Annotated in this window: 20 protein-coding genes; 1 reads left to right on the top strand and 19 read right to left on the bottom strand. The window is 69.7% G+C overall.

Annotated features, from left to right (window positions below; translation table 11 throughout):
- Positions 1–152: 152 nt before the first annotated feature.
- The gene (gene ileS, locus ACWEH3_RS32715) at positions 153–3,287 is read right to left on the bottom strand and encodes an isoleucine--tRNA ligase (protein WP_450023773.1); all 3,135 of its coding nucleotides are present in this window, start codon (positions 3,285–3,287) and stop codon (positions 153–155) included.
- A gap of 325 nt (positions 3,288–3,612) precedes the next feature.
- Between ileS and ACWEH3_RS32710 the strand changes: the two genes are divergently transcribed.
- Positions 3,613–3,801: a hypothetical protein gene (locus ACWEH3_RS32710; RefSeq protein WP_450023771.1), complete on the top strand. Its 189-nt coding sequence runs from the start codon at positions 3,613–3,615 to the stop codon at positions 3,799–3,801.
- A gap of 35 nt (positions 3,802–3,836) precedes the next feature.
- On the opposite strand, the gene wag31 is transcribed toward ACWEH3_RS32710, so the two are convergent.
- From wag31 to mraZ, 18 genes are all read right to left on the bottom strand, one after another.
- Positions 3,837–4,694 (bottom strand): DivIVA-like cell division protein Wag31, encoded by an 858-nt coding sequence (gene wag31 / locus ACWEH3_RS32705; protein WP_355079657.1) that lies wholly within the window; start codon positions 4,692–4,694, stop codon positions 3,837–3,839.
- Between the two features lie 69 nt (positions 4,695–4,763).
- Positions 4,764–5,066: a YggT family protein gene (locus ACWEH3_RS32700; RefSeq protein ID WP_039797136.1), complete on the bottom strand. Its 303-nt coding sequence runs from the start codon at positions 5,064–5,066 to the stop codon at positions 4,764–4,766.
- Between the two features lie 89 nt (positions 5,067–5,155).
- Complete coding sequence (locus tag ACWEH3_RS32695; RefSeq protein WP_450023769.1) at positions 5,156–5,935, bottom strand: cell division protein SepF; 780 nt, start codon at positions 5,933–5,935, stop codon at positions 5,156–5,158.
- Between the two features lie 105 nt (positions 5,936–6,040).
- Positions 6,041–6,802: a YggS family pyridoxal phosphate-dependent enzyme gene (locus tag ACWEH3_RS32690; protein ID WP_450023767.1), complete on the bottom strand. Its 762-nt coding sequence runs from the start codon at positions 6,800–6,802 to the stop codon at positions 6,041–6,043.
- Between the two features lie 52 nt (positions 6,803–6,854).
- A complete protein-coding gene (gene pgeF, locus ACWEH3_RS32685) occupies positions 6,855–7,583 on the bottom strand; it encodes a peptidoglycan editing factor PgeF (protein WP_450023765.1) in 729 nt (242 codons plus the stop codon).
- A 406-nt stretch (positions 7,584–7,989) separates the two neighbouring features.
- The gene (gene ftsZ, locus ACWEH3_RS32680; RefSeq protein ID WP_450023763.1) at positions 7,990–9,234 is read right to left on the bottom strand and encodes a cell division protein FtsZ; all 1,245 of its coding nucleotides are present in this window, start codon (positions 9,232–9,234) and stop codon (positions 7,990–7,992) included.
- A 353-nt stretch (positions 9,235–9,587) separates the two neighbouring features.
- Positions 9,588–10,310, bottom strand: a complete 723-nt coding sequence (locus ACWEH3_RS32675; RefSeq protein ID WP_450023761.1) for a cell division protein FtsQ/DivIB — start codon at positions 10,308–10,310, stop codon at positions 9,588–9,590.
- Positions 10,311–10,316: 6 nt separating this feature from the next.
- A complete protein-coding gene (murC, locus tag ACWEH3_RS32670; RefSeq protein WP_450023759.1) occupies positions 10,317–11,840 on the bottom strand; it encodes a UDP-N-acetylmuramate--L-alanine ligase in 1,524 nt (507 codons plus the stop codon).
- Positions 11,837–12,940 (bottom strand): undecaprenyldiphospho-muramoylpentapeptide beta-N-acetylglucosaminyltransferase, encoded by a 1,104-nt coding sequence (murG, locus tag ACWEH3_RS32665; protein ID WP_450023757.1) that lies wholly within the window; start codon positions 12,938–12,940, stop codon positions 11,837–11,839. Before murG ends, murC begins: the two co-directional genes overlap by 4 nt.
- Positions 12,937–14,433, bottom strand: coding sequence for a putative lipid II flippase FtsW (gene ftsW / locus ACWEH3_RS32660; protein ID WP_450023755.1), 1,497 nt, complete (start codon positions 14,431–14,433; stop codon positions 12,937–12,939). Before ftsW ends, murG begins: the two co-directional genes overlap by 4 nt.
- 133 nt (positions 14,434–14,566) lie before the next feature.
- Positions 14,567–16,024, bottom strand: coding sequence for a UDP-N-acetylmuramoyl-L-alanine--D-glutamate ligase (gene murD, locus ACWEH3_RS32655; RefSeq protein ID WP_450023794.1), 1,458 nt, complete (start codon positions 16,022–16,024; stop codon positions 14,567–14,569).
- Between the two features lie 47 nt (positions 16,025–16,071).
- Positions 16,072–17,148, bottom strand: coding sequence for a phospho-N-acetylmuramoyl-pentapeptide-transferase (mraY, locus tag ACWEH3_RS32650; RefSeq protein ID WP_039797126.1), 1,077 nt, complete (start codon positions 17,146–17,148; stop codon positions 16,072–16,074).
- Complete coding sequence (locus ACWEH3_RS32645; protein ID WP_452358465.1) at positions 17,145–18,683, bottom strand: UDP-N-acetylmuramoyl-tripeptide--D-alanyl-D-alanine ligase; 1,539 nt, start codon at positions 18,681–18,683, stop codon at positions 17,145–17,147. Before ACWEH3_RS32645 ends, mraY begins: the two co-directional genes overlap by 4 nt.
- Positions 18,680–20,254: a UDP-N-acetylmuramoyl-L-alanyl-D-glutamate--2,6-diaminopimelate ligase gene (locus tag ACWEH3_RS32640; RefSeq protein ID WP_450026542.1), complete on the bottom strand. Its 1,575-nt coding sequence runs from the start codon at positions 20,252–20,254 to the stop codon at positions 18,680–18,682. Before ACWEH3_RS32640 ends, ACWEH3_RS32645 begins: the two co-directional genes overlap by 4 nt.
- A 293-nt stretch (positions 20,255–20,547) precedes the next feature.
- Complete coding sequence (locus ACWEH3_RS32635) at positions 20,548–22,443, bottom strand: peptidoglycan D,D-transpeptidase FtsI family protein (RefSeq protein WP_450026544.1); 1,896 nt, start codon at positions 22,441–22,443, stop codon at positions 20,548–20,550.
- Positions 22,440–23,228, bottom strand: a complete 789-nt coding sequence (locus ACWEH3_RS32630; RefSeq protein WP_450026546.1) for a hypothetical protein — start codon at positions 23,226–23,228, stop codon at positions 22,440–22,442. Before ACWEH3_RS32630 ends, ACWEH3_RS32635 begins: the two co-directional genes overlap by 4 nt.
- Before the next feature lie 121 nt (positions 23,229–23,349).
- On the bottom strand, positions 23,350–24,324 hold the full coding sequence (gene rsmH / locus ACWEH3_RS32625; protein WP_450026548.1) for a 16S rRNA (cytosine(1402)-N(4))-methyltransferase RsmH: 975 nt from the start codon (positions 24,322–24,324) through the stop codon (positions 23,350–23,352).
- Positions 24,325–24,508: 184 nt separating this feature from the next.
- Positions 24,509–24,940: a division/cell wall cluster transcriptional repressor MraZ gene (gene mraZ / locus ACWEH3_RS32620; protein WP_355079635.1), complete on the bottom strand. Its 432-nt coding sequence runs from the start codon at positions 24,938–24,940 to the stop codon at positions 24,509–24,511.
- Positions 24,941–25,286: the final 346 nt, after the last annotated feature.

Raw genomic sequence — 25,286 nt, 5'->3', positions numbered from 1 at the left:
GGCCCCCCCCCCGCCAAAAACTTCGGGGTCACCGACTGGGGCGGGCGGGCTCGGGGGCGGTCGCTCGCCCCGCAAAACCCGCCCCAACCCCCCCCCCGAAACCGCCGGGGGGGGGGCACCTTCCGCCCCCCCCCCGGCTCCGAACCCGACGCTCAGGCCTTGGCGATCTGCGCCCGCACTCCGCCGACCAGATCGGCGGCCTCCGCTCCGGCGTCGCCGAAGGTCAGCGTCGTGGCGAGGATCTCCCCCGCGATCAGGTCACGGTGCGTCTCGGCCCACGCGGCCCGGTCGGCCGGGACGTCCAGGACCACGGTGATGCGATCGGACACGTCCAGCCCGGCGGACTTCCTGGTCTCCTGAAGGTCGCGGATCAGGTCCCGCGCCCAGCCCTCGGCCTCCAGCTCCTCGGTGACCACCGAATTCAGCACCACGAGACCCGCGTTGCCGGGCAGCGCCGCGGTCGACTCGGGCTCGGCCGCGACGAGACGCTGGGTGTACTCCTCCGGCAGCAGGGCGATTCCGGCCGCACGGACCGTGCCGTCGGCGTCCTCGGCCCAGTCACCGGCCTTCACCGCCTTGATCACCGCCTGCACATCCTTGCCCAGCCGCGGCCCCGCGGCGCGGGCGTTGACCACCAGCTCGAACCGGCCGTGCGCGTCCACGTCGGTGGTCAGGTCGACCTTCTTGACGTTGACCTCGTCGGCGACGATGTCGGCGAACGGCGCCAGCCGCTCGGCGTCGGCCGCGGCGATGGTGACCTCGGCCAGCGGCAGCCGCACCCGCAGGTTCTGCGCCTTGCGCAGGCTCAGCACCGTCGAGCACACCAGGCGCACCTCGTCCATGGCGGCGACCAGCTCCGGATCGTCCGGCAGCTCGCCCTCCTCCGGCCAGTCGGCCAGGTGCACCGAGTCACCGCCGGTCAACCCGCGCCAGATCACCTCGGTGATCAGCGGCAGCAGCGGCGCGGCCAGCCGGGTGACCACCTCGAGCACCGTGTGCAGGGTGTCCACCGCGTCGCGGTCCTCGCTCCAGAACCGCGAGCGGGAGCGCCGCACATACCAGTTGGTCAGCGCGTCGGCGAACGAGCGCAGCTCATCGCAGGCGCCCGCGATGTCGTAGGTCTCCAGCGCCTCGGTGATGACATCCCTGGTTCGCGCCAGCTTCGCCAGGATGTATCGGTCCAGCACGTGCGGCGAATCCGTGCGCCACACACCGGGCTTCGACGCGTACAGCTGCAGGAACGTCCACGCGTTCCACAGCGGTCGCAGCGCGTGACTCACGCCCTCGCGGATGCCGCGCTCGGTGACGATGAGATTGCCGCCGCGCAGGATCGGCGAACTCATCAGGAACCAGCGCATCGCGTCCGAGCCGTCCCGGTCGAACACCTCGTTGACGTCCGGGTAATTGCCCTTGGACTTGCTCATCTTCAGGCCGTCGTCGCCGAGCACGATGCCGTGCGCCGCGACGGTCTTGAACGCCGGACTGTCGAACAGAGCCGTCGCCAGCACGTGCAGCGTGTAGAACCAGCCGCGGGTCTGGCCGTTGTACTCGACGATGAAATCGCCCGGGAAGTGGCTGTCGAACCACTCTTTGTTCTCGAACGGATAGTGCACCTGGGCATACGGCATCGAGCCGGACTCGAACCAGCAGTCCAGCACCTCCGGCACCCGGCGCATGGTCGAGCGGCCGGTCGGGTCATCGGGATTCGGCCGGGTGAGCTCGTCGATCATCGGGCGGTGCAGATCGGCCGGGCGCACACCGAAGTCGCGCTCCAGCTCGTCCAGCGAGCCGTACACGTCGACGCGCGGGTAGGCCGGATCGTCGGATACCCACACGGGGATCGGGCTGCCCCAGTAGCGATTGCGGCTGATGTTCCAGTCGCGCGCGCCTTCCAGCCACTTGCCGAACTGGCCGTCGCGGATGTGCTCGGGCACCCAGGTGATCTGTTTGTTCAGCTCCACCATGCGGTCGCGGAACTTGGTGACCGCGACGAACCAGGACGGCACGGCCATGTAGATCAGCGGCTGACCGGAGCGCCAGCTGTGCGGGTAGGAGTGCTCGATCGTCTCGTGCCGCAACAGCTTCCCCGCGGCCTTGAGGTCCTTGATGATCACCGGATTCGCGTCGAACACCATCAGGCCCTCGTAAGGCGGAACCATCGAGGTGAACCTGCCGCCCGGGTCCAGCGGCTGCACCAGCTCGATGCCGTGCGCGGAGGCGACGTCCATGTCCTCCTCACCGAAGGCGGGTGCGAGATGCACGATGCCGGTGCCGGAGTCGGTGGTCACGTAGTCGGCGGTGAGCACGCGGTGGGCGTGGGGATGACCGAGGAAGAAGTCGAACGGCGGCGCGTAGGACAGATCCGCCAGCGCCGCGCCGTCGAACTCGGCGAGCACATCCGGCTCCGCGCCGAACTCCCGCGCGTAGTGCGAAACCCGTTCGGCGGCGAGCACATAGCGCTTGCCGTCGGCCGCGCGCAGGTGCACGTAGCGCACGTCGGGATGCACCGCTATCGCCAAGTTGGACGGCAGCGTCCACGGCGTCGTGGTCCAGATCAGCGCGTTGGCGCCGTCGAGTTCGTGCAGCGGATGCTCCGCGGGCACGCGCAACGCCATGTCGACGGTGACCGCCGGGTCCTGGCGCATCTTGTAGGCGTCGTCGAGACGGGTTTCCTGATTCGACAGCGGCGTCTGCTCGTACCAGCTGTAGGGCAGCACCCGGAAGCCCTGATAGATCAGCCCTTTGTCGTACAGCGATTTGAACGCCCACATCACCGACTCCATGAAGTCGGTGTCCAGCGTCTTGTAGTCGTTGTCGAAGTCGACCCAGCGAGCCTGGCGCGTCACGTAGTCGCGCCATTCCCCGGTGTAGCGCAGCACCGATGTTTTGCAGGCCGCGTTGAATTCCGCGAGCCCCATCGCGTCGATCTGTGATTTGTCCGTGATACCGAGCTGCTTTTCGGCTTCGATTTCCGCGGGCAATCCGTGACAGTCCCAGCCGAATCGCCGGTCGACCCGCTTGCCGCGCATCGTCTGGAAACGCGGGACGAGGTCTTTGACGTATCCGGTGAGCAAATGTCCGTAATGCGGCAGACCGTTGGCAAAGGGCGGCCCGTCATAGAAGACGAATTCGGCTGCGCCGGAACGGTTTTCGATGCTCGCGCGGAAGGTGTCGGCGGCCGCCCACGCGTCGAGCACGCGGCGCTCCATCTCGGGGAACGACGCCCCGCTGCCGACGCTCAGGTCGACGCGCGGGTACGCGCTGTTGCTGGAAGTCTGGTCCGCCATCGCGGATACGTCTCCTCGTGCCGAGTCGTTGGCACGGGGACGATGACGGCGCCCGGTGCGCCGAAACCGCGGTACCACCCCGCTTGTCCGGCGTGGCGACACCGGACCTCTCATTCGCGAGCTGTGACGGGCTCACCCGTTCGGTTCTACTGAGCGCCCGGCCCCCAGGCCGTGCCGCCGTTCTTCCGAAGGCTCCCCGGTGATGGCCGGATCGACGCCGTATTCATGTTTGATTCTAGCCGGAGCGGTCAACTCACTTTGTCAGGCAGGTCAGCGTTTGGCATGACGACCAGGAGGCGGCGGAGAATCACTCTCCGGACTCCGCATGGACAAAGCACTCACCAACAAGAGCATCGCGCCGATGACGCACACCACGATGCAGCCCCACGCCCAGATCACCGATCCGGTGGTGAGCGCGGCCACGAGCAGGGCGAAGCCGATCGCGGCAAGGACGAGTGTCAAGACGAGCATGGTGACCCCCAAGGCATGCCGGGCGGCTCGACAGTTCCTCTGAACGGTATGCGAACTGCTGCGCTTGGGCGCGGCGCGCTACTTGCCGCCCTTGGCGAATGACGCCGGCGCGAGGTTGTTCGCCGTGTTGGCATCCGCGAAGGCTTCGCCGCCGTCGACCGGAACGGCCGAGCCACGGTTCTCCAGCTCCTCCAGCTGCGACTCCAGGTACGACTTCAACCGCACCCGGTACTCGCGCTCGAACGTCTTGAGCTGCTCGATCCGGCTCTCCAGCACACTGCGCTGCTGGGTGATGGTCGCCATGATCTCGGTGTGCTTGCGCTCGGCGTCCGCCTGCAGCGCGTCGGCCTTCTCCTTGGCCTGGCGCAGCTGGCTGTCCGAACGACTCTGCGCGTCGGTCAGCATCGCGTCCGACTTCTGACGGGCGTCGGCGATCATGGCCTCCGACCGCGTCCTGGCGTCTCCGACCAGTCGCTCGGAATTCGCCCTGGCATTCGACAGCAAGCTTTCCGCCTCGCTCTTGGCGTCGCTGGTCAGCCGATCCGCCATCTCCTGGGCGAGGCTGAGCACCTTGGCGGCCTGCAGGTTCGCGTCCGCGCCCGGCGCGTCCTTGGCCACCGGCGCGGCGGGCATCGGAGCGGGCGGGGCGACGGGAACCGGGGGCTTGATCGGTTCCGGCTGCGGCGGCGGGGCCTGCGGAATCGGCGGTTTCGGACTGTTCACTCCGGCCGGGCCACGGTTCTTCTTGGCGTCGGCCAATTCCGCGTCGAGTTCGGCGACCCGCTGGCGCAGATCGGCGTTCTCCTCGATCAGACGCGAGAGCTCCTGCTCCACCAGATCCAGGAACGCGTCGACTTCATCCTCGTTGTAGCCGCGCTTCCCGATCGGCGGTTTGCTGAACGCGACGTTGTGCACATCGGCTGGGGTCAGCGGCATGGAAGGATCCCTTCACGCGTCTTTTGGAGATCTAGCAGATCTAGCAAGCTGTCTTCACGGCCCATTCTGTCACACCGGAGCTACCGGCTGCCCGAGCCTGCCCACGATCGACATCAGGATGAAGACGATGAAAAGCAGGACCATTATCGACAGATCCAGGCGAATTCCGCCCAGTGACACCGGAGGTATCAAGCGCCTGAGCAGTTTCACCGGAGGATCGGTGATCGTGAAGATCACCTCCAGGACGACGACCACGACACCGGTAGGACGCCAGTCTCGGGCAAAGCTACGGATGAACTCGACGATCACCCGGCTGATCAGCAACAGCCAGAAGATGAACAGTACGAAGTACAGCACCGCGAACAAGGCCACGAGTTCACTCTGCCGTAAAAATCGCTTCGCGCAAAATGACCGCGCCGCACAACCTGCGACCGGTCTGCTCCACCCCCCAGATCACGAGCTTATTTCTGGTTGTAGAAGCCGGTTTCCGCGATGCGTCTGCGTTCTTCCGCTGATACGTCGACATCGGCCGGTGAGAGCAGGAACACTTTTGTCGCCACCTTGTCGAACGATCCGCGCAGCGCGAAGGCCAGGCCCGCGGCGAAGTCGACCAGCCGCTTGGCGTCGGCGTTGCTCAGATCCACCAGGTCCATGATCACCGGATTGCCCTCGCGAAAGCGTTCGCCGATGATCCGAGCCTCGCTGTAGTCGCGCGGGCGCAGCGTCGTGATCTTGGACAAGGGGCCTCCGTCCTCGAAGATCCCGGGCCGCCGCACCGGGGCGGGCTCGGGACGCACGCGCTCCTCCAGCCTGCGCTCCTCGGCGTCGGGATCGACGGCGAGCGCGCCACGGGTCGTACCGCGCAGCGGAGGCGGGCTCCCGCCCGCGCGGAACCGGCCCGACGGCGCGGAGTCGATCCGGGTCGGACGCCGGGGCGCGTCGTAGCGGTCGTCGCCGTAGGGCTCGGCGTAGTCGTCGCGTCGGGACACCGAGTAACCCGCCTTGTAGGGCGACTTGTAGGCGGGCTCGGGGTAGTCGACGTCGTCGAAACGGCTTGCGCCATACCGATCGTCGGCATAGCGATCGACGTAGCCGTCGCGGTCGGAGTAGTCACGGGGCCGGGGCCGGCGAGCGCCGCGCTCGTCCACCCCTCGCGGAGCGCGATCGTCGACGTAGTCGTCTTCGTAATCCTCGAGCGGAACCATGCCGAAGTACGCCTTGAACTTGTGCAGCGTGCTCATTGGTCGACCTTCCTTCGGCCCCGGTGGCGGCCGGGTGTTGAAGTCTTGCTCAGCCCTCGTCAGATCCCAGCATATGTGTCGAATGTGACTGATGAGGTTTCTTTGCTAGCCCGAGGTTATCGGTCGTATACCCATCAAGGCGGTACCGACACGCACAACCGTCGAACCATGTTCGATCGCGCATTCCAGATCCCCCGACATTCCCGCGGAAAGCTCTGTCGCGTCCGGATGATCGGCGACCAACAACGTGTGCAACATCGCAAGTCGCGCAAATGCGGCATCGGACTCCGAACCCAAGGGTGGAATGGCCATGAGACCCGACAAACGTAATCCCGGAGCGTCCGCAATCCGTTGCGCGAGCACGGGAAGATCAGCGGCCGTGACACCCCCTCGCGCGGGGTCGTCGTCCAGGCTCACCTGGAGCAACACCCGCAGTGGTTCGGTGCGTTCGCCCGCCTCCAGCGCAGCCACCGCACCGGCGTCCAGAGCGGTTGCCAGGCGTTCGCTGTCGACCGAGTGAACGGTGTGCGCCCACCGGGCGACACTGCGCGCTTTGTTCCGCTGCAACCGCCCGATCATGTGCCAGCGGATGCCGGAGAGGTCTTCCTCACGTAACGCCGCCACCTTGGCGGCCGCCTCCTGCTCCCGTGACTCGCCGAACTCGCGGCGGCCGAGCCGATGCAGGATCGCCACGTCCGAGGCGGGGAAGAATTTCGTCACCGGCAGCAGCCGCACCGAATCCGGCGCCCGGCCCGCGGCGCGACACGCCGCGTCGATGCGAGCGAGCAGACCGGCCAGGTTGTCCGACAGCTCGGCGGTCCTGGCGGCGAGTGCGTCGTCCACCGCGGTCCTGGCTTCGGCGCTCATGCGCGCGCCTCCCCGACGCACGGTGCATCGACCAGACGGGCGGTTCGCGCGGTCACGCGGTGGCCTCCATCCAGATCACCCCGCCGATCCGGCCGGTCGGCGCGCCACGGCGATGGCTGAACAAGGTGCGGTCCTCGATGGTGCACCGCGGGTCCACCGCGATCGCGCCGACGCCTGCCTCGGTGAGCTGCCGGGAGATGCCCGCACGCAGATCCAGGCCCGGAGTGCCGCGGACCGTGGTGGTCGCACTGCCGGGCAGATGCGCTTCGACGTCGGCGCGCATGGCGGCGGGAACCTCGTACTGACGGCCGGAGGCGGCGGGCCCGAGCAGCGCGCCGACCCGATCCAGGCGCGCGCCGACCGAGACCATCGCGTCGAGCACCCGCGGCACGATGCCGATGCGAGCGCCGATCCGCCCCGCGTGCACCGCGGCGATCACGCCCGCCTCGTCGTCGGACAGCAGGATGGGCACGCAGTCGGCGGTGAGCACGACCAGCGCGAGACCCGGCACGGTGGTCACGAGCGCGTCGGTGGCCGGGACCGGTTCGGCGCGCGGCCCGTCGACGATCTCCACGTTGCGGCCGTGGATCTGTTCCATCCAGACCAGGCGCTCCGGCGGCAGGCCGATGCCCTCGGCCAGCCGGTCGCGGTTGCGCCGCACGGCAGTCGGATCGTCGCCGACGTGGTCGCCCAGATTGAACGAGTCGTAGGGTGGCGCCGAGAAGCCTCCGGACCTGGTCGTGGTGACCCGTCGGACAGTGATGGTCGGCGCGATAGTCATGGCGACGAGCGTAGTGGCGCTCGGTGAAGGGCGTCGAAATGCCCAGGTAGAGAGCGAGTATTCCCCCGGGGCGGGATCAGTCGCGTCGTATCGGGCGCCTCGGCGCCCGGTCCCGCCCGGCCGGCCCCCGCGCCGGCGTCCCCCGAATTCCTGTCCACAGTCGTGCTTCGGGACCGCTTCGGCGTGTCCCTCCGACGCGTCCCGGCGCGGGCCGGGATCGCTCTTTCCAGCTCGGTCCCGGCCTGCGCCGGAACCGGATTCCAGCGATTGATGGGTGCTGCCGGACGCAGTCCGTCTTCAGCCCGCGCATGGCCGGAGCGAAGGCGCAGGTACGCAGCACGCGCATGGCCGGAGCGAAGGCGGAGGTACGCAGCAGCGCATGGCCGGAGCGAAGGCGGAGGTACGCCTAGCCCCTCCGCATGAACGACGGCACGTCCACGTCGTCGTCATCGTCGTCGGCATCCGGCGGCGTGATGTGCGGTCGCGTGCTGCTCGTCACCGACGGCTCGCCCAGGGTGCGCGGCCGTTCGGTGTCCCGGTAGCTCGGCAACGTGCCGCGGCCCGCCGTACCCGTGACGGACGTGCTCGGCGTGCTGTCGCTGCTTCGCGCGGTCAACTCGCTGGTTCGGCTCTGCCCGATCTCACCCGACCGCGCCGTGCCGATGGTGCTGCGACCCGACGTCTCGAAGGTGCGCCGGGCCGGGCCGCCGCCGTCGAAGCCCGCCGCGATCACGGTGACCCGCACCTCGTCACCGAGCGAGTCGTCGATCACGGTGCCGAAGATGATGTTGGCCTCGATGTGCGCGGCCTCCTGCACCAGCGAAGCCGCCTCGTTGATCTCGAACAGCCCGAGATCGGACCCGCCCGCGATCGACAGCAGCACGCCGTGCGCGCCGTCCATGGAGGCTTCCAGCAGCGGCGAATTGATCGCCGCCTCGGCCGCTTTCACCGAGCGGCCCTCGCCGCGCGACGAGCCGATACCCATCAGCGCGCTGCCCGCGCCGGACATCACGCTCTTGACATCGGCGAAGTCGACGTTGATCAGACCCGGGGTGGTGATCAGGTCGGTGATGCCCTGCACACCGTTGAGCAGCACCTCGTCGGCGGAGCGGAACGCGTCCATCAGGCTCACCGCCGCGTCGCCGAGCTGCAGCAGCCGGTCGTTCGGGATGACGATCAGCGTGTCGCACGACTCGCGCAGCAGATTGATGCCGACCTCGGCCTGATTCCCGCGCCGTTTGCCCTCGAAGGAGAACGGGCGGGTGACCACGCCGATGGTGAGCGCGCCGAGCTTGCGCGCGATCTGCGCGACGACCGGGGCGCCACCGGTGCCGGTGCCGCCGCCCTCACCCGCCGTCACGAAGACCATGTCGGCGCCCTTGAGCACCTCTTCGATCTCGTCCTTGTGGTCCTCGGCGGCTTTGCGGCCGACCTCGGGGTCCGCGCCTGCTCCGAGACCTCGGGTCAGCTCGCGGCCGACGTCGAGCTTGACGTCGGCATCGCTCATCAGCAGCGCTTGGGCGTCGGTGTTGACCGCGATGAACTCGACACCTTTGAGTCCCTGCTCGATCATCCGGTTGACGGCATTCACACCGCCGCCGCCGATACCGACGACCTTGATCACCGCAAGGTAGTTGTGCGGGGGCGTCATGGGCTCTCGCCTTCCTTCGATCTAAAGCCTGTCGTTTCCGGATACTCGGCACACCGCCTTTTCGGCCCGGTCCGGGGGTCGGGTCGCTACGAGGAGCGAACCGCGGCTCGGGCAAACCCTAAAGCTCAACCATAGGGTTAGCGTTATGTCAAGTATCCGACTGGTGCGGAACGCTATTCGCAGCCGACGCGATACGCGCGCAGGCGCGCCGAAACGAGAGCCAGAATCTTGCGTGATCCCGCTCGTCTCGCCGCTCCACACGTCGTATGGTGAACGGTTGCCCCCCGGCTCCCTTCTCGACGCCGGAACAACTCCCGGACCGCCGAAAATTACCTGGGCGCAATGGGTGTGGATCACTTTACCGTGACCAGATTGGGACTCGACACATCGAACACCGTTCCGGGGCGCGTCAACAACGGCAACACGACCGCCGCCTTTCGCTCGGCGTCGTCGCTCCCGCCCCAGAGTACCGTGCGCCCGCCCTTCAGATTCAGCGAAATATCCGAAATAGACCGTGCCACAACCTCGCTCACCTGAACCGCCAGCGCAGGCGGCACGATGGCGATCACCGAGACCGCCGCCCTGGTCACCGGATCGGCGCCGCCGGGATGATCCGTGATCAACTTCGGCACGCCGATCGGAGCCGGCTCGACCGCGAATTCCACGCCGTCCGCGTCCAGCAGATGCGCGCCTTCCCTGCTGTCGTAGAACAACACCGCGGCGCGCTCGACGACCGTCACCCGAACCGTGGACGGAAACACCCGCTGCACCCGTGCCGTGCGCACCTTCGGAATACTCGCCACCCGGCGGGCCACGGCATTGGTGTCGATCCGCAAGATCGAGCGGCCGGAAGGAATTTCGAGCACATCCCGCACTTGTTGTTCGGGCACCGCCACCGCCCCCTCGATTCGCACGGTGCCCACCGAGAGCACCGGGGTGAACCAGGCGAGCACACAGAGCACCGCAAGGACGCACACGCTCAGCAATCCCCACAGGCGAATTCGGCGCCAGTCGAGCTCGCCGAACCGATCACCCGCACGGCGCCCGGCCGCGCGCGCCGACCCGACCCCGCGCACGCCGGGTCACCGTCCGTGCTGGGGACGCGCCCGTAATCCGTCGAGAATCTGACCGCCGAGCATCGTCACGTCGCCCGCGCCCATGGTGATCACCACGTCGCCCGGCAACGCCAGCCCCGCGACCTGGCGCCCGACCCGGGACATGTCCGGCTGGTAGTGCACCGGCTTGGTCACCGATTGCGCGACCAACGCTCCGTTCACGCCCGGCAGCGGCTTCTCCCGCGCGCCGTAGACATCGAGCACGACGACCTCGTCGGCCAGGCTGAGCGCGGCGCCGAAGTCCTGGGCGAAGGTCGCGGTCCGGCTGTAGAGGTGTGGCTGGAAGACCACGATGACCCGGCCCTGCCTGGACCGGGCTCCGTCGCGGGCCTCCTGCTGGACCAGTTCGGCGGCGGCGCCGAGCACGGCGCGCACCTCGGTGGGGTGGTGGGCATAGTCGTCGAACACCCGCACGCCGTTCTCCCGACCGGCGAATTGGAACCGGCGATGGACACCGCCGAACCCTTCCAGGCCCTGGATGATCTCGCCGACGTCGGCGCCGGTGGCCCGGGCCGCGAGCAGGGCGCCGAGCGCGTTGAGCGCCATGTGCCTGCCCGGCACCGACAGGCGCAGCGTGCGCGGCGCGGCCTCGTCGGTGAGCTGGAATTGCGCGATGCCGCCGACGTCCCGCGGCTCCCAACTGTGCAGTCGGGCGCCCACCGGGACCGGCGCGTCGGCGAGTTCGCCGGAGCCGTAGCCGAGGACTTGGACGTTTCGCTCGGCCAAGCGCGCACCGACTCGCTCGGCCAGTGCCAGCGAGCCCGGATCGTCCAGGCACACCACCAGCAGGCCGCCCGCGGCGAGGCGGTCGGCGAAGTCGTCGAAGACCTGCACGTAGGCCTCGTCGGAGCCGAAGAAATCCAGGTGATCGGACTCGATGTTGGTGACCACGGCGACGTCCGGGTCGTATTGCAGCAGCGATCCGTCGCTCTCGTCGGCTTCGGCCACGAAGATGTCACCGGTGCCGTGGTGGGCGTTGGTGCCCGCCTCGTTCAGCTCGCCGCCCACCGCGAACGACGGATCGAACCCGCAGTGCTGCAACGACACGATGAGCATGGAGGTGGTGGACGTTTTGCCGTGCGTACCGGACACGAGCAAGGTGCGATGCCCTCGCATCAGCGAGGCCAGCACCGTGGGGCGCAGCAGCACCGGGATATCGCGCCGGTTGGCCTCGACCAGCTCCGGATTGGTCTTCGGAATGGCGGCGTACGTGGTGACCACCGCGGTCGGGCCGCCGGGTAGCAGGTCCAAAGCGGTGGCGTCGTGCCCGATCCGTACCTGAGCGCCGCGCGCGCGCAGCGCCAGCACGCCCCGGCTCTCCTTGGCGTCCGACCCCGACACCGCGCCGCCGCGGGCGAGCAGGATCCGCGCGATGCCGGACATCCCGGCCCCGCCGATGCCGACCATGTGCACACGCTCCAGCTCCGGGGGCAGCGCGGTCCGTTCGGCGCCTGCGTCCTGGATCACCCGGTCCGCGGTCGTGTCGCTCATCGGCGCGCCACCTCCAGCGCGATCCGCGCCACCTCGTCGGCGGCGTCGCGGTGCCCGGCGCCTGCGGCGGCCCGGCCCATTTCGGTCAGCCGTGCGGAGTCCATGAGCAGCGGAATCACCTCATCGATCACGTACTTCGGCGTCAACTCGGAGTCGGGGACAATTCTGCCACCGCCCTGGCGCACCACGGGCCGGGCGTTGAGTTCCTGTTCCCCGTTACCGTGCGGCAGCGGCACGTAGAACGCGGGCAGCCCGACCGCCGAGACCTCCGCGACCGTCATCGCGCCCGATCGGCAGACCACCGCGTCGGCGGCGGCGTAGGCGAGGTCCATCCGGGACAGGTACGGCACGGCGACGTAGCGAGCGCCGTCCGCGGCGGATCCGTCCACGTCGAGGGTGTTCTTGGGCCCGTGCGCGTGCAGCACCGAGATGCCCGCGGCGGCCAGCTGGGGCGCGGCGCCCGAGACCGCGTCGTTGAGCGTCCGCGCTCCTTGGGAACCGCCGAAGACCAGCAGCACCGGGCCTTCGGACGGAAGGCCGAAGTGCTCCCGCGCCTCGGCCCGCAGTGCGGCGCGGTCCAATCCGGTGATCGATTCGCGCACCGGAATGCCCACCACCCGTGCGTCCGCCAGGCCGGAGCCCGGGACCGCCGCGAGCACCCGAGCGGCGCGCCGGGCGCCGACCTTGTTCGCGATACCGGCCTTGGCGTTGGCCTCGTGCACCACCACCGGCACCGGGCGTCTGCGGCGCAACACGCCCGCGCCCGCGGCGAGATACGCCGGAAGCGCCACATACCCGCCGAAACCGATGATCACGTCGGCCTCGACCGCATCGATGACCGCCCTGGTGGCCGCCACCGAGGCGCGCACCCGACCGGGTAACCGCAGCAGATCGGCGGTGGGCTTGCGGGGCAGCGGAACCGGAGGGATGAGCTCGAGCGGATAGCCGCGCTCGGGAACCAGGCGGGTCTCCAGGCCGCGTTCGGTGCCCAGCGCCGTCACCCGGATCGAATCGTCGAGCCGCCGCAACGCGTCGGCCACCGCCAGTGCCGGTTCGATGTGGCCCGCCGTGCCGCCGCCCGCGACGATTACCGAGATCACCTGGATCTTCCCCGTTCTCTTGCGTGATTGACCGGATAACTGGGTTCCCAAGCCCTGGTGGCACGCGCCGAGCTGGTGCCGCGACTCTCCGGCGAGCGGCGGCGCGCCGGTTCCGCACGCCCCCGCCTGCCCTGTGGCAGCGCCGAAGGTCCGCGATCGGACGGCCGCGGGGCCCGGCCACGGCGAGCGCTCGCCCGAGCCGGCGCGTACACCTCGGGTTTGGGCAACCGCAACAGCCTACTGAAACGACCGTCCTGTCCGGCGTGCAGCGCCGCGACGGCTTCCGGCTCGTGCCTGGCCGCGTTGGCGATCAGCCCGAACATCAGCAAGGTGATCGCGAGCGACGAGCCACCGGCGGAGACCAGTGGCAGCTGCAGCCCGGTGACCGGCAGCAGACCGACGACATACCCGATGTTGATCATGGCCTGTCCGGCGATCCACGTGGTCGCGGAGGCGGTCAGCAGTCGCAGGAACGGATCCGCCGACCGGCTGGCGATGCGCAGTCCCGTGTAGACGAACAAGGCGAACAGCCCAAGCACCAGCGCGCAGCCGAGAAAGCCCAGCTCCTCTCCGATGATCGCGAAGATGAAGTCGTTGTGCGCGTTCGGCAAGTAGCTCCACTTGGCCCGGCTCTGTCCCAAGCCCCTGCCCCAGATCCCTCCGTCGGCGAGGGAATACAGGGCCTGTCGAGCTTGATAGTTGTTGCCCTGCGGATCGGAACCCGGGTTGAAGAAGGACCGGACCCGATTCGACCGGTAACCGGCGGACATGGCCAGCACGCCCGCGGCGACGACGCCGGAAACCGCGATCGTCACGAACAGCCGGATCGGAAGTCCGCCGAACCACAGCAAGGCGCCGAGGATGATGCCCACCGCGACCGTGGTGCTGAGATTCGGCTGAACCACGATCAGCAGACAGACCAGCACACCCGCCGGGACGAGCGGCACCAGGATGTCCCGCAGACTCGAACCCATCGCTCGCCGGGAAACCAGCAAGTGCGCGCCCCAGACGATCAAGGTCACCTTCACGACCTCGGACGGCTGCACCGAGACGGGGCCGAGGATCAGCCAGCGGCGCGCGCCCTGCACGCTGGTGCCGATGCCCGGAATGAGCACGAGCACCAGCGCCAGCACCGAGATCGCGAACAGCGGGAACGACGTCTGACGCAACAGGCGCAGCGGAACGCGCAGGGCCAGATAGAACAGCACCGCGCCGATCGCCGCGAACAACGTCTGCTGGATGAACAGGGAGTACGCCGACCCGCCCTCGGCGTACTCGACGACGCCGGACGCGGACAGGACCATGACCAATCCGAGGGCCGTCAGCAGCGTGGCGATGGTGACGACGAGATGGAAGGACGCGAGCGGCCGTGCCAGCCACGAACCGGGACCCGCCCCTACGCCGCGGCCACGCCGGGATGGCGACCCGGCTTCTCGTGCGCCCGAGGTCCGGGCCGCCTTGCCGGTCCACCGCCTGCCGTTGCCCGAAGTCACGAGACACCCGCGGCCCGCGCCGGTAGCGCCACTGTGACAGCGAACCAGCGGACGCGGAGGATGCTTGCGCGTCCGCGAAAGCGACTCGACCGACCGGGGCGGGTGTCAATACCCCGCCCGCCCCGGTCGGCAGTCATCGCAAACCCCCGATATCGGTGGTTCCGAGGTCACCGTCTTCCAGGGCGTGCACCGCCTGGGCGAAACTGCGACCCCGGTGCGTGTAATCGGCGAACATGTCCAGCGACGCGGCGGCGGGAGCCAGCAGCACGGTGTCGCCGCGGCGGGCGAACCCGGCGGCCGCTCGCACGGCCCGCGCCATGACGGCGTCGGCCGCGGCGGCCCTCGACGCTTCGTCACCCATCCCTGCATCGTCTCCCGTGATCAGCTCGACGACGGGGACCTCGGGCGCGTGTCGCGCCAACGCGGCCGCGAGCACCGGTGCGTCGGCGCCGATCAGCACCGCCGCGACCAGGCGGTCGGCGACCTCCTCGACGAGGTCGTCGACGTGCGCGCCCTTGAGCTGGCCACCGGCCACCCAGATCACCTGCGGATGCGCCAGGATCGACGAGCGCGCGGCGTGCGGATTGGTGGCCTTGGAGTCGTCGACGAACTCGACGCCGGACAGCTCGCGGACGAACGCCGCGCGGTGCGGGCCGACCTTGTGCTCGATCAAGCCTTCCCGGACGAACTGCGGCGCGACGTCGATCGCCCTGGTCAACGCGGAGGCGGCGAGTGCGTCGGCGACACCGGCGGGACCGGGCGGGCTGATGTCGCCGACCTCGGCCAGGATCGCGGCCTTGGTGAACGCGCGGTCGAGCAGTTTGCCGTCCACCACGCCGAGCTCGCCGTCGGCGGGCACACCCACCCGGAACCCGACGGTCCGGCGCGCCTTGGACTTGCGGGCCAGCGAGGCCGCGACCGGATCGTCCAGGCCGACCACGCCGACCCGGCCGACCAGCGCCCTGGCCTTGGCCGCGGCGTAGGCGTCAAGGCCGCCGTGCCAATCCAGGTGATCCTCGGCCACGTTCAGCACGACACCCGCCTCCGGGCGCACCGAGGGCGCCCAGTGCAGCTGGAACGACGACAGCTCCACCGCGAGCACCTGCGGACCGGGGTTGCGCCGCAACGCGTCCAGGATGGGCAGGCCGATGTTGCCGCACGCGACGCTGGCGATGCCCGCCGCGCGCAGGATCGCGTGGGTCATCTGGGTCGTGGTGGTCTTGCCGTTGGTGCCCGTGACGACCAGCCATTTGCGCACCGGACCGTAGATCCTGGCCTGATCGACCCACCAGGAGAACTCCACGTCGCCCCACACCGGGGTGCCCTCGGCGACCGCGGACGCCAGCACCGGCGAGTCCGGCCGCCAGCCCGGGCTGGTGATCACCAGCGCGAACCGGCCCCAGTCCGCGTTCTCCAGTTCCGCGGTGGTGGCCACGTCCAGCCCGAGCCCGGCCGCCTCGGCCAGGGCCGCGGTGCCGCCATCGGTCACCACCGGACGCGCGCCGATGTCGCGCAGCGGTTCCACCAGCGAACGTCCCGACACGCCCCAGCCCGCGACCAGGACGTCGCGTCCGCGTAGGAATTCCAGCATGGGCCCTGGGGTGCGCAGAGCCCGCGGAGAATGTTCGACCATCTCGTTCACCCGACCGCGGAGAGGTATTCGCTGTAGAACAGCCCGAGCCCGACGGCGGAGGCCATCGCGGCCAGCAGCCAGAATCTGATGATCACTGTCGTCTCGGCCCATTTGCTGAGCTCGAAGTGATGGTGGAACGGCGCCATCTTGAACAGCCGGTTGCGCGTGGTGCGGAAGACCGCGACCTGCAGAACCACCGACGCCGTCTCGGCGACGAACAGCGCGCCGATGACGATCATCAGCAGCTCGGTGCGGGTGGTGATGGACAGGCCTGCCAGCAGGCCGCCCAGCGCGAGCGAACCGGTGTCGCCCATGAAGATCTTGGCCGGTGCTGCGTTCCACCACAGGAACCCGACGCACGCCGCCGCGCCCGCGGCGCAGACCAGCGCGAGATCCAGCGGATCGCGCACGTTGTAGCAGCCGGTCTCGGGCTTGGTCTCGCAGGCGTGGTAGTACTGCCAGAACGTGATGATCACGTATCCGCCCAGCACGAGGCTCATCGATCCGGCGGCCAGCCCGTCGAGTCCGTCGGTGAGGTTCACCGCGTTGGACCAGGCGACCACCACGAAGCAGACGAACACCAGGAACACGACCACGCCCATGGTCACCGTGCTGATGTCGCGCACGTAGGACAGGTGCCTGCTGGCGGGCGTCAGCCCGCTGCCGCCGCGGAACTGCAAGGCGAGGATGCCGAAGATCACGGCCGAGGACAGCTGGCCGAGATACTTGCCCGCCGCGGTCAGGCCCAGGTTGCGCTGCTTGCGGATCTTGATGAAATCGTCGACGAAACCCACCGCGCCCAGCGCCGTGGCCAGCCCGAGCACGAGCAACGCCGACGCCGACGGCCCGTCGGCGTCGTAACCGATGCCGATCAGGTGGGAGCCCAGGTAACCGGCCCACATGCCGACCAGGATGGCGACGCCGCCCATCGTCGGCGTACCGCGCTTGGCCTGATGGCTGGCGGGACCGTCGACGCGGATCTCCTGCCCGAAGCCCTGCTTGGCGAACAACCGGATCAGCAGCGGGGTGAGCAGGATCGAGACCGTCAGCGCGATCGCCGCGGCGAAGAGAATCTGTCTCATCCTGCTGCCTCCGTGTCCTGTCCCACCCCGTTGTCCGCCGCGCCGCCGCGTGCGGCTACGGCGCCCGGGTCGGTCAGATGCTCGGCGACCTCCCACAGTCCGACCGACTTCGATGCCTTGACCAGCACCACATCGCCGGGGGCCACTTCCTGCTCGAGCAGCGCGATCGCGGCCGCGATGTCGGGCACGAGGACCGATTCCTCGCCCCAGGACCCTTCCATCACCGCGCCCTGGTGCAGCGCGCGGGCGGGCCTGCCGGTGCCGACGGCGACTACCCGGCTGACGTCCAACCGCACCGCGAGCCGCCCGATGGCGTCGTGCTCGAGGACGGATTCCTCGCCGAGTTCGCCCATCTCGCCGAGCACCGCCCAGCTGCGCCGCGGCGTCTCGGCCGCGCGCGCCATGCTCACCAGCGCTTTGAGCGCGGCGCGGACCGAGTCCGGATTGGCATTGTAGGAGTCGTTGACGACGGTGATCCCGTCCGCGGTGGTCCGCACGTCCATCCGGCGGGCGGACGCGGCGCGCGCGTCGGACAGCGCGGCGACGGCGGTGTCCAGATCGGCGCCGCATTCCAGCGCGACCGCGATCGCCGACAGCGCGTTGCCCACGTGGTGCTCGCCGTGCACGGCCAGGCGCACCTGGGCGCTGCCCGCGGGCGTGTGCACGGTGAACGCGGCCCTGGCCTGGTCATCGAGCCGGATATCGGTGGCCCGGACGTCGGCGGTCGCGGCCTGTCCGACGGTCACCACCCGCGCCGACGTGCGCGAGGCCATCGCGGCGACTTGGAGATCGTCGGCGTTGAGCACGGCGAGCCCGGTGGGCGGCAGCGCCTCCACCAGCTCGCCCTTGGTCTTGGCGATGGCCTCGCGGCTGCCGAACTCGCCGAGATGCGCGGTGCCGACGTTGAGCACCACGCCGATGCTCGGCGGCGCCACCTCGGCCAGCGCCGCGATGTGCCCGGGCCCGCGCGCGGACAGCTCCAGCACCAGGAAGCGGGTGCTCGCGTCGGCGCGCAACGCCGTCCACGGGTGGCCGAGTTCGTTGTTGAACGACCCGGGCGGGGCCACCACCGTGCCCAGCGGCGCCAGGACGGCGGCCAGCAGGTCCTTGGTGGAGGTCTTGCCGGACGAGCCGGTGACGCCGACCACGGTGAGCCCGCCGTCGGCGGCGAGACGCGACACGCTGGCGCGGGCGAGCGCGGCGAGCGCGGTCAGCACGGCGGCGCCGGATCCGTCCGCATCGTGGCTGAGCGCAATCGAACTCGACGGCACGTCGCCGCCGCCCGGCGTGACCACGATGGCGGGCACGCCCACCGGCCGCGCCGCCAGCACCGCCACCGCGCCCGCGGCGACGGCCGCGCCCGCGTAGTCGTGGCCGTCGGAGCGCTCACCCGGCAGCGCCAGGAACAGATCGCCGGAACCGATTCGGCGCGAGTCGAATTCGACCGCGCCGGTCACTCGCACCTCCGGGTCTGCGACGTCGTGCAGCGTGCCGCCGACGACCTCCGCGATCTCCCGCAGTGTCATCTCGATCATGAAACCGTCAAGTCCTCCGCGTGGTTACCTTGCGGACTGCGTCTTTCCAATGCGGCCGCGAGTACGTCGCGGTCGTCGAACGGGTGCTTCACGCCCTGGATCTCCTGCCCTGCCTCATGTCCCTTGCCCGCGATCAGCACCACGTCACCGGGGCGCGCCCACGCCACCGCCGCGGCGATGGCCTCCGCTCGGTCTCCGATCTCCCGCACCTCGCCGCGTTCGGCTTCCGGGACCTCCAGTGCACCGGAGCCGAGGGCGGCGCGGATGGCCGCCGGATCCTCGGTGCGCGGGTTGTCGTCGGTGATGATCAGCAGATCGGCGCCCCGCGCGCCTACGGCGCCCATCAGCGGCCGCTTCGCCGCGTCCCGGTCGCCGCCCGCGCCGACCACCACCGCGAGCCGTCCCGCGGTGCCGGCCGCGAGATGACCACGCAGCGTGGCGATCACGGACTCCAACGCCGCGGGCTTGTGCGCGTAGTCGACGATCGCCAAGAAGTCCTGTCCGCGCTCCACCCGCTGCATGCGGCCGGGCACGTCCACGGTCGCCAGCGCCGGAGCCGCGATCGACGGCTCGACGCCCGCCGCGGCGCACACCGCCACCGCGAGCAGGCCGTTGGCGACGTTGTAGTGGCCGGGAAGCCGCAGGCGTACGGGAATTTCGCCCTGCGGACCGGCCGCGGTGAAGTCTTGTTCGCCGCCGTGCGCCGACACCGCGCCGGTGACGCTCCAGGCGGCGGTCCTGGTGGTCGAGACGGTGACCGGGTTCGGCAGGCCCGCGGCCAGCCGCCGCCCCCACTCGTCGTCCACGCAGACGACGGCGGTGCGCGCCGCGACCGGCGAATCGGGTTCGAACAGCTTGCGTTTGGCGGCGAAGTAGTCCTCGAAGTCGGCGTGGAAGTCGAGGTGGTCCTGGGACAGATTGGTGAACGCGCCCACCGCGAACCGCACTCCGTCCACCCGGCCCAGCGTCAGCGCGTGGCTGGATACCTCCATCACCACCGCGTCCACGCCCTGCTCGACCATCAGCGCGAACATCGCGTGCAACTGCGGCGCCTCCGGAGTGGTCAGCGCGCTCGGCACCCGCCTGCCGCCGATCCTGGTCTCGATCGTGCCGATCAGCGCGGTGGACAGCCCCGCGGCGGCCAGGCCCGCCTCCACCAGGTAGGAGGTCGTGGTCTTGCCCGAGGTTCCGGTGATCCCGACGATGCGCAGCCGCTCGGACGGATTGCCGTAGATCGTGGCCGACAGCTCGCCGAGCACCGCCCTCGGATTCTCCCGCACCAGCACCGGCACCTCGAGCGGACCGGCCAGCTCCGCGCCCGCCGCGTCGGTCAGTACCGCGACCGCGCCGCGGGAGACCGCGTCGCGTGCGAAACGCGCCCCGTGCGCCCGGGCCCCGGGCAGCGCGGCGAAGAGGTCACCTGGCAGCACGGCATCCGAGCGCTGCTCGATGCCGGTGACCGCCACGTCCGATTCGGCGCTCGTCGTGGCCCCGATGACGGCGGCCAGCGACGCCAGCGGCGTTGACGGCGAATGCTCTGGCCGCAATGCGCGCGGTTGACCGGACTGCACAGAAACCAGGCTCCTTTCGGGGGCGGCGATCGACGTGTCAGGTTACCGGCGACCGGTCACGGCGGGACCATGCGCCCCGTCGCAACGCCGGGGAGGTCGCCCACCGCACCCTACGGGTTCGCCCGCCCGGCCCGGACCGCGCCACGCGGCACTCGGACGCCACCGGGCGAGGACGCGGCGCGCACGGCGGGCCGTCGTCGGCCTCTGCCCCTCGAACACCGCACTCACCTGCTGCTTCCTCCACACCGATCCGATGTCTTCGCTACCGACCGCACACCCCCGGAGCGGATCGATCACCCTGCCTGCAAGACGAATTGCCTGGACGGCTGGACCGACGGCGGGATGCGGTCGCGCTGCAGGGCCCAGGACGCGATGTTGTGGAACAGCGGAGCGACCGAACCGCCCCCGGAGCCGTCCGAACTGCGCACGGGCGCGTCGAGCATGAGCCCGATCACGTACCGAGGATTCTCCGCGGGAACCATGCCCGCGAACGTGATCCAGAACGACGACGTGGAGTAGCACCGGCAATTGCGATCGACCTTCTGCGCGGTACCGGTCTTGCCCGCCACCTGGTAGCCCGTGATGGCCGCGGGCCATCCGGTGCCGTTCTGGTTGGCGTTCATCGGGTCACGCTGCACCACCGCCTGGAACATCGTCCGCAAGGTGGCGGCGGTCTGCTTACTCACCACCCGCACGCCGTCCGGCTGGGTCTCCTCGGTGCGGGCGCCGTCCGGCGCGATCCTCGCCCGCACGATCCGCGGCGGAATGCGGACACCGTCGTTGGCGATCGCCTGATACATCCCGGCCATTTGCAGCGTCGTCATCGAAAGACCTTGGCCGATCGGGAGATTGGCGAAGGTGCCGCCGGACCACTGATCCCGGTCCGGCATCAGGCCTGCGCTCTCGCCCGGCAGGCCGATGCCCGTGCGCTGCCCGAGCCCGAACCGGTGCGCCATGTCGGCGAAGCGATCCTCCCCCACGCGCTGCGCGAGCATCAGCGTGCCCACATTGGAAGAGCGGCCGAAGATTCCGGTGGTCGTGTAGGGCTCGACGCCGTGCGACCACGCGTCGTGCACCGTGACACCCGCCATCTGGATCGCGCCGGGCACCTGGTGCACTTCGTCGGGATCGGTCAGGCCGTAGTCGATGGCCGCGGCCGCCGTGACGATCTTGTTCACCGAGCCGGGCTCGAACACGTCCGTGACCGACGGGTTGCTCAGCTGGGCATTGGCCCACTTCTGCGGTCCCAGGTCGGGATTGAAGGTGTTGTCGTTGGCCATCGCCAGGACCTGCCCGGTCTTGGCGTCCAGGACGACTGCCGAAGCGGAACCCGCACCGGAGACGTCTTTGGCCTGCTGAACCTGCTGCTGCACGTAGTACTGCAGATCGGAGTCCAGGGTGAGCTCCACGGCGGACCCGTTGACCGCGGGCTGCTCGTCGCGCCAACTGCCGGGAATGACCGCGCCATCCGAGCCGCGATCGTAGGTGTGCGATCCGTCGGTACCGGCCAGCACCGAGTCGAGCGACGACTCCAGCCCGATCTGCCCGTGACCGTCCCAACCGACAGCGCCGACGACATTCGCCGCCAGCGACCCGCCGGGGTAGACCCGGGGGCTCTGCTGGTCGGAGCCCACCTGCGGATATTTATCGGTGATCTCGTCCGCGATGCGCGGATCGACATTTTGGGCGAGGAACACGAACTGCTCGTCGCTGTTCAGCTTGCCCAGCAGGTCCGCTTCCGCGGGCGCGTCTTTGCCGAGCTTCTCGTGGATGGTGCGCGCGATGTCGCGCAGCCGCTGATCCGGATCGGGCGCCTTGTCGTTCTTGGCCTTGGCGTCCGCGAGTTCCTTGCGGACGGCGACCGGCCGGAAATGCAGCGCCTTGGCCGACACGGTGAAGGCCAGCGCCTTGCCGTAGCGGTCGGTGATCGGCCCGCGGATGGCCGGGTCGGGCTGATGGGTGGTGCGCTGGCTGGCCGCCTGGGCCGACAGTCCCGGCGCGGCGACGCTCTGCACCCACAGCAGTTGCAGCGCGACGACCGCGAGCGCGACGAACATGACCACCCGTCCGACGCCGAGGCGCAACCGGAGCGGGCCGTCCGGGACAGCTGAGCGCGGTGGCCGCGGCCCGCCCGTGGTGCGGGGCGCCGAGGGCCCGCGCCTGCGCGGGGCGGGCCTGGGATGCGTCACTGCGGGGCTCCGTCGGGCACCGCCTCCGGCGCCTGCGCGGCTTCCTGCTGCGGCGACGCTTCCGCGGGCGGCTGGGGCGCAGTGGCCTGCGGTGTGGCCGAAGCCGCGGGCACCCCGGGCTGCGGCGGGTTGATCGTCGAAGTGGGGGCCGGGCTCGCCGCCGTGGGCGCCGCGTTCACTTGCGCGTTGTTCTGCGATCCCGTGTTCGGCTGACCCGGCACCGGAGCACCGGGCGTGGTGGTGACCGGCACCACCCGCTCCCCTCTCGGCGACCGCGCGGAAGACGAGGCGTTCAGCGGCGGCACGGGAGTGCCCTCGGCCGGGGCCGGCTTGCCGATCACCGTGACCGAGCCGTCGGGACCGACCAGCAGGCGAGCCGGGTCCTTGGCCGGGATCATGCCCAGTTCGCGCGCCCGCAGGGCCAGTTCGGGGGCCGAATCGGCGACCTCGACCTCGCGCTGCAGGGCCGCGCGCTCGTCGGCCAGCCGCCGGTTCGTCGCCCGCGCGTCGCCGAGCTGATAGCTGTCCTCGGCGGCGCGGGTGGTCAGCAGCAAGGTCAGCGCGAGGCCGCAACCGAGCAGGGCGATGATCGCCGTGACGAACGGGATGCGCGCCGCCATCGCCGAGCGCCGCACGGTGGGCAGGAACGCGCTGTCCGAACCACTTTCGCGCATTCGCCGCCGCGCGTAGGCGCGCTGCGCCGCGCCCGACTTCACCCGCTCGGCGTCTTGGACCCGCCGGGCGACCCGGCCCGGCGCTTCGACGGTCCGTGTCCGCACGCTCATAGATTCCCCTCCTCTGTCCTCCGGGGATGCCGGGCGAGCACAGCGCTCCGCTGTCTCATCCGGCCTCCGCTACCGCTGCGGGACATCCGCACCCGGCCGGCGCGATACGGGCACTGCTCGCTCACCGCGCCTCCTGGATCCGCTCGGCGGCGCGCATGCGTACCGGGGCCGCCCGCGGGTTGTCCTCGACCTCCTGCTCGGTCGCCTTCTCCGCGCCACGGGTCAGCATCCGGAACTCCGGTCCCATGCCGGGAAGCTCCACCGGCAGGCCCACCGGCGTCCTGGACGCGGTGTGGGCGGTGAGCTCGTGCTTGACCACCTTGTCCTCCAGCGATTGGTAGGACATGACGACGATGCGGCCGCCCACGCGCAGCGCGGCGAGCGCGGCGGGCAGCGCGGCTCGCAAGGAGTCGAGCTCCCCGTTGACCTCCACGCGCAGCGCTTGGAACGTGCGCTTGGCCGGATGCCCGCCGGTGCGGCGCGTCGCCGCGGGAATCGTGGCGTACAGCAGCTCCACCAGCTCGGCGCTGGTGTGGAACGGTTTGCTCTGCCGACGCCGGACCACCTCGGCGGCGATCCGGCTCGCGAAGCGTTCCTCTCCGTAGGTCCGCAGTACCCGGGTCAGATCGCCGTGACTGTAGGTGTTGAGCACATCGGCGGCGGTGGGCCCGGTGGTCGGGTCCATCCGCATGTCCAGCGGGGCGTCGACGGAATACGCGAAGCCGCGGTCGGCCTCGTCCAACTGCATGGAGGAGACGCCCAGGTCCATCAGGATCGCGGAGACCGAACCGGTGGCGGGCAAGCCCGCCTCCGCCAACGCGTCGACGATGCCGTCGTAGCGTGTGTGCACCAACGTGATTCGGTCCGCGAACGGCTCGAGCCGCTCGCCTGCCAGCTTCAACGCGGTGGTGTCGCGGTCGAGCCCGACGAGACGGAGGCCCGGGTAGGTGCTGAGGAAATGCTCGGCGTGACCGCCGAGGCCGAGTGTCGCGTCGACGTAGACCGCGCCCGGCTCGGCCAAGGCCGGACCGAGCAGCGCGTCGACTCGCTCCAGCAGAACCGGAACATGGCGGGGACCGCGCTGTTCACGGTTCACCTAGACCTCCCGGAGTCTGCCTCGCGTCGTCGCGCACCGCATACGGGTCGCCTTGCTACACAGTGCTTTCCATACGGACACGAATGCCCCGTGGTCTCTGACCGAACTTTCGGCACCTGACGTCGGGGAAGTACGTCAGGGTCCGCGTCCGGGCAGAGACCGCGTGGCACTCGCGCGCCCGCGGCTAGAAGATTCCGCCCAGCGACTCGTCTCTGGCTTGCGAGAAGTCCTCCTCGTGCTCGGCGAGGTAGGACTCCCACGCCTGCTTGTCCCAAATCTCCAGGAAGTCGACCGAACCGATCACCACGCAATCCCTGTCCAGGTTGGCGTAGCGACGATGGTCAGCGGACAACACGATCCGGCCCTGCGCGTCCGGACGTTGCTCGTCCGTTCCGGCCGCGAGTGCCCGGACGAACGCACGGGCCTGCGGATTGCTTCGAGACGCGGCCGCGGCCCGCCGGGCGAGCGCGGTGAACTCTTCTTTCGGGTACACGGCAAGGCTGTGGTCCTGCCCCTTCGTGACCATCAACCCTCCCGCCAGATCGTCTCGAAACTTCGCAGGCAACGTGAGTCGCCCCTTGTCGTCCAAGCGAGGTGTGTAGGTACCGAGAAACATCTCGATACCTCCCTATTCGATCACCTCGATGGTCGGCCCTTCAGTACTGCGCGCTCCACATTACCCCACTTTCCCCCACTTTCAATCGAAACAAGCGGTGATCTGGCTCCCGACTCAGACGATTCCGCAGGTCATGTCAGCTATCACCGGCGTGGAGAACTTTCGCGAGTTCTGCCGACACGCGCCGACCCAGGCGACAAACGCCCGAAAACACCCAGCAAACCCCCTGGCGTGGCACCGGAGGGGGGAAGTGGGGGAAGTTCGTGGGGAGGTGTGGGGCGAGGCGGAAGTCGGACCCGAAGATCATTCGCGGCGTGATCGGTCGCACCCACGAACCGGCGACGCC

It is taken from the genome of Nocardia sp. NPDC004718, from assembly GCF_053601535.1.
Note: the sequence above shows the minus strand (reverse complement) of the source record. Positions and strands in the feature narration are given on the sequence as shown.

Coding starts and splice junctions, on each gene's coding strand:
- ileS (WP_450023773.1), bottom strand. CDS start 3,287: ATGGCGGACCAGACTTCCAGCAACAGCGCGTACCCGCGCGTCGACCTG.
- ACWEH3_RS32710 (WP_450023771.1), top strand. CDS start 3,613: ATGGACAAAGCACTCACCAACAAGAGCATCGCGCCGATGACGCACACC.
- wag31 (WP_355079657.1), bottom strand. CDS start 4,694: ATGCCGCTGACCCCAGCCGATGTGCACAACGTCGCGTTCAGCAAACCG.
- ACWEH3_RS32695 (WP_450023769.1), bottom strand. CDS start 5,935: ATGAGCACGCTGCACAAGTTCAAGGCGTACTTCGGCATGGTTCCGCTC.
- ACWEH3_RS32690 (WP_450023767.1), bottom strand. CDS start 6,802: ATGAGCGCCGAAGCCAGGACCGCGGTGGACGACGCACTCGCCGCCAGG.
- pgeF (WP_450023765.1), bottom strand. CDS start 7,583: ATGACTATCGCGCCGACCATCACTGTCCGACGGGTCACCACGACCAGG.
- ftsZ (WP_450023763.1), bottom strand. CDS start 9,234: ATGACGCCCCCGCACAACTACCTTGCGGTGATCAAGGTCGTCGGTATC.
- murC (WP_450023759.1), bottom strand. CDS start 11,840: ATGAGCGACACGACCGCGGACCGGGTGATCCAGGACGCAGGCGCCGAA.
- murD (WP_450023794.1), bottom strand. CDS start 16,024: ATGCTGGAATTCCTACGCGGACGCGACGTCCTGGTCGCGGGCTGGGGC.
- mraY (WP_039797126.1), bottom strand. CDS start 17,148: ATGAGACAGATTCTCTTCGCCGCGGCGATCGCGCTGACGGTCTCGATC.
- ACWEH3_RS32645 (WP_452358465.1), bottom strand. CDS start 18,683: ATGATCGAGATGACACTGCGGGAGATCGCGGAGGTCGTCGGCGGCACG.
- ACWEH3_RS32630 (WP_450026546.1), bottom strand. CDS start 23,228: ATGAGCGTGCGGACACGGACCGTCGAAGCGCCGGGCCGGGTCGCCCGG.
- mraZ (WP_355079635.1), bottom strand. CDS start 24,940: ATGTTTCTCGGTACCTACACACCTCGCTTGGACGACAAGGGGCGACTC.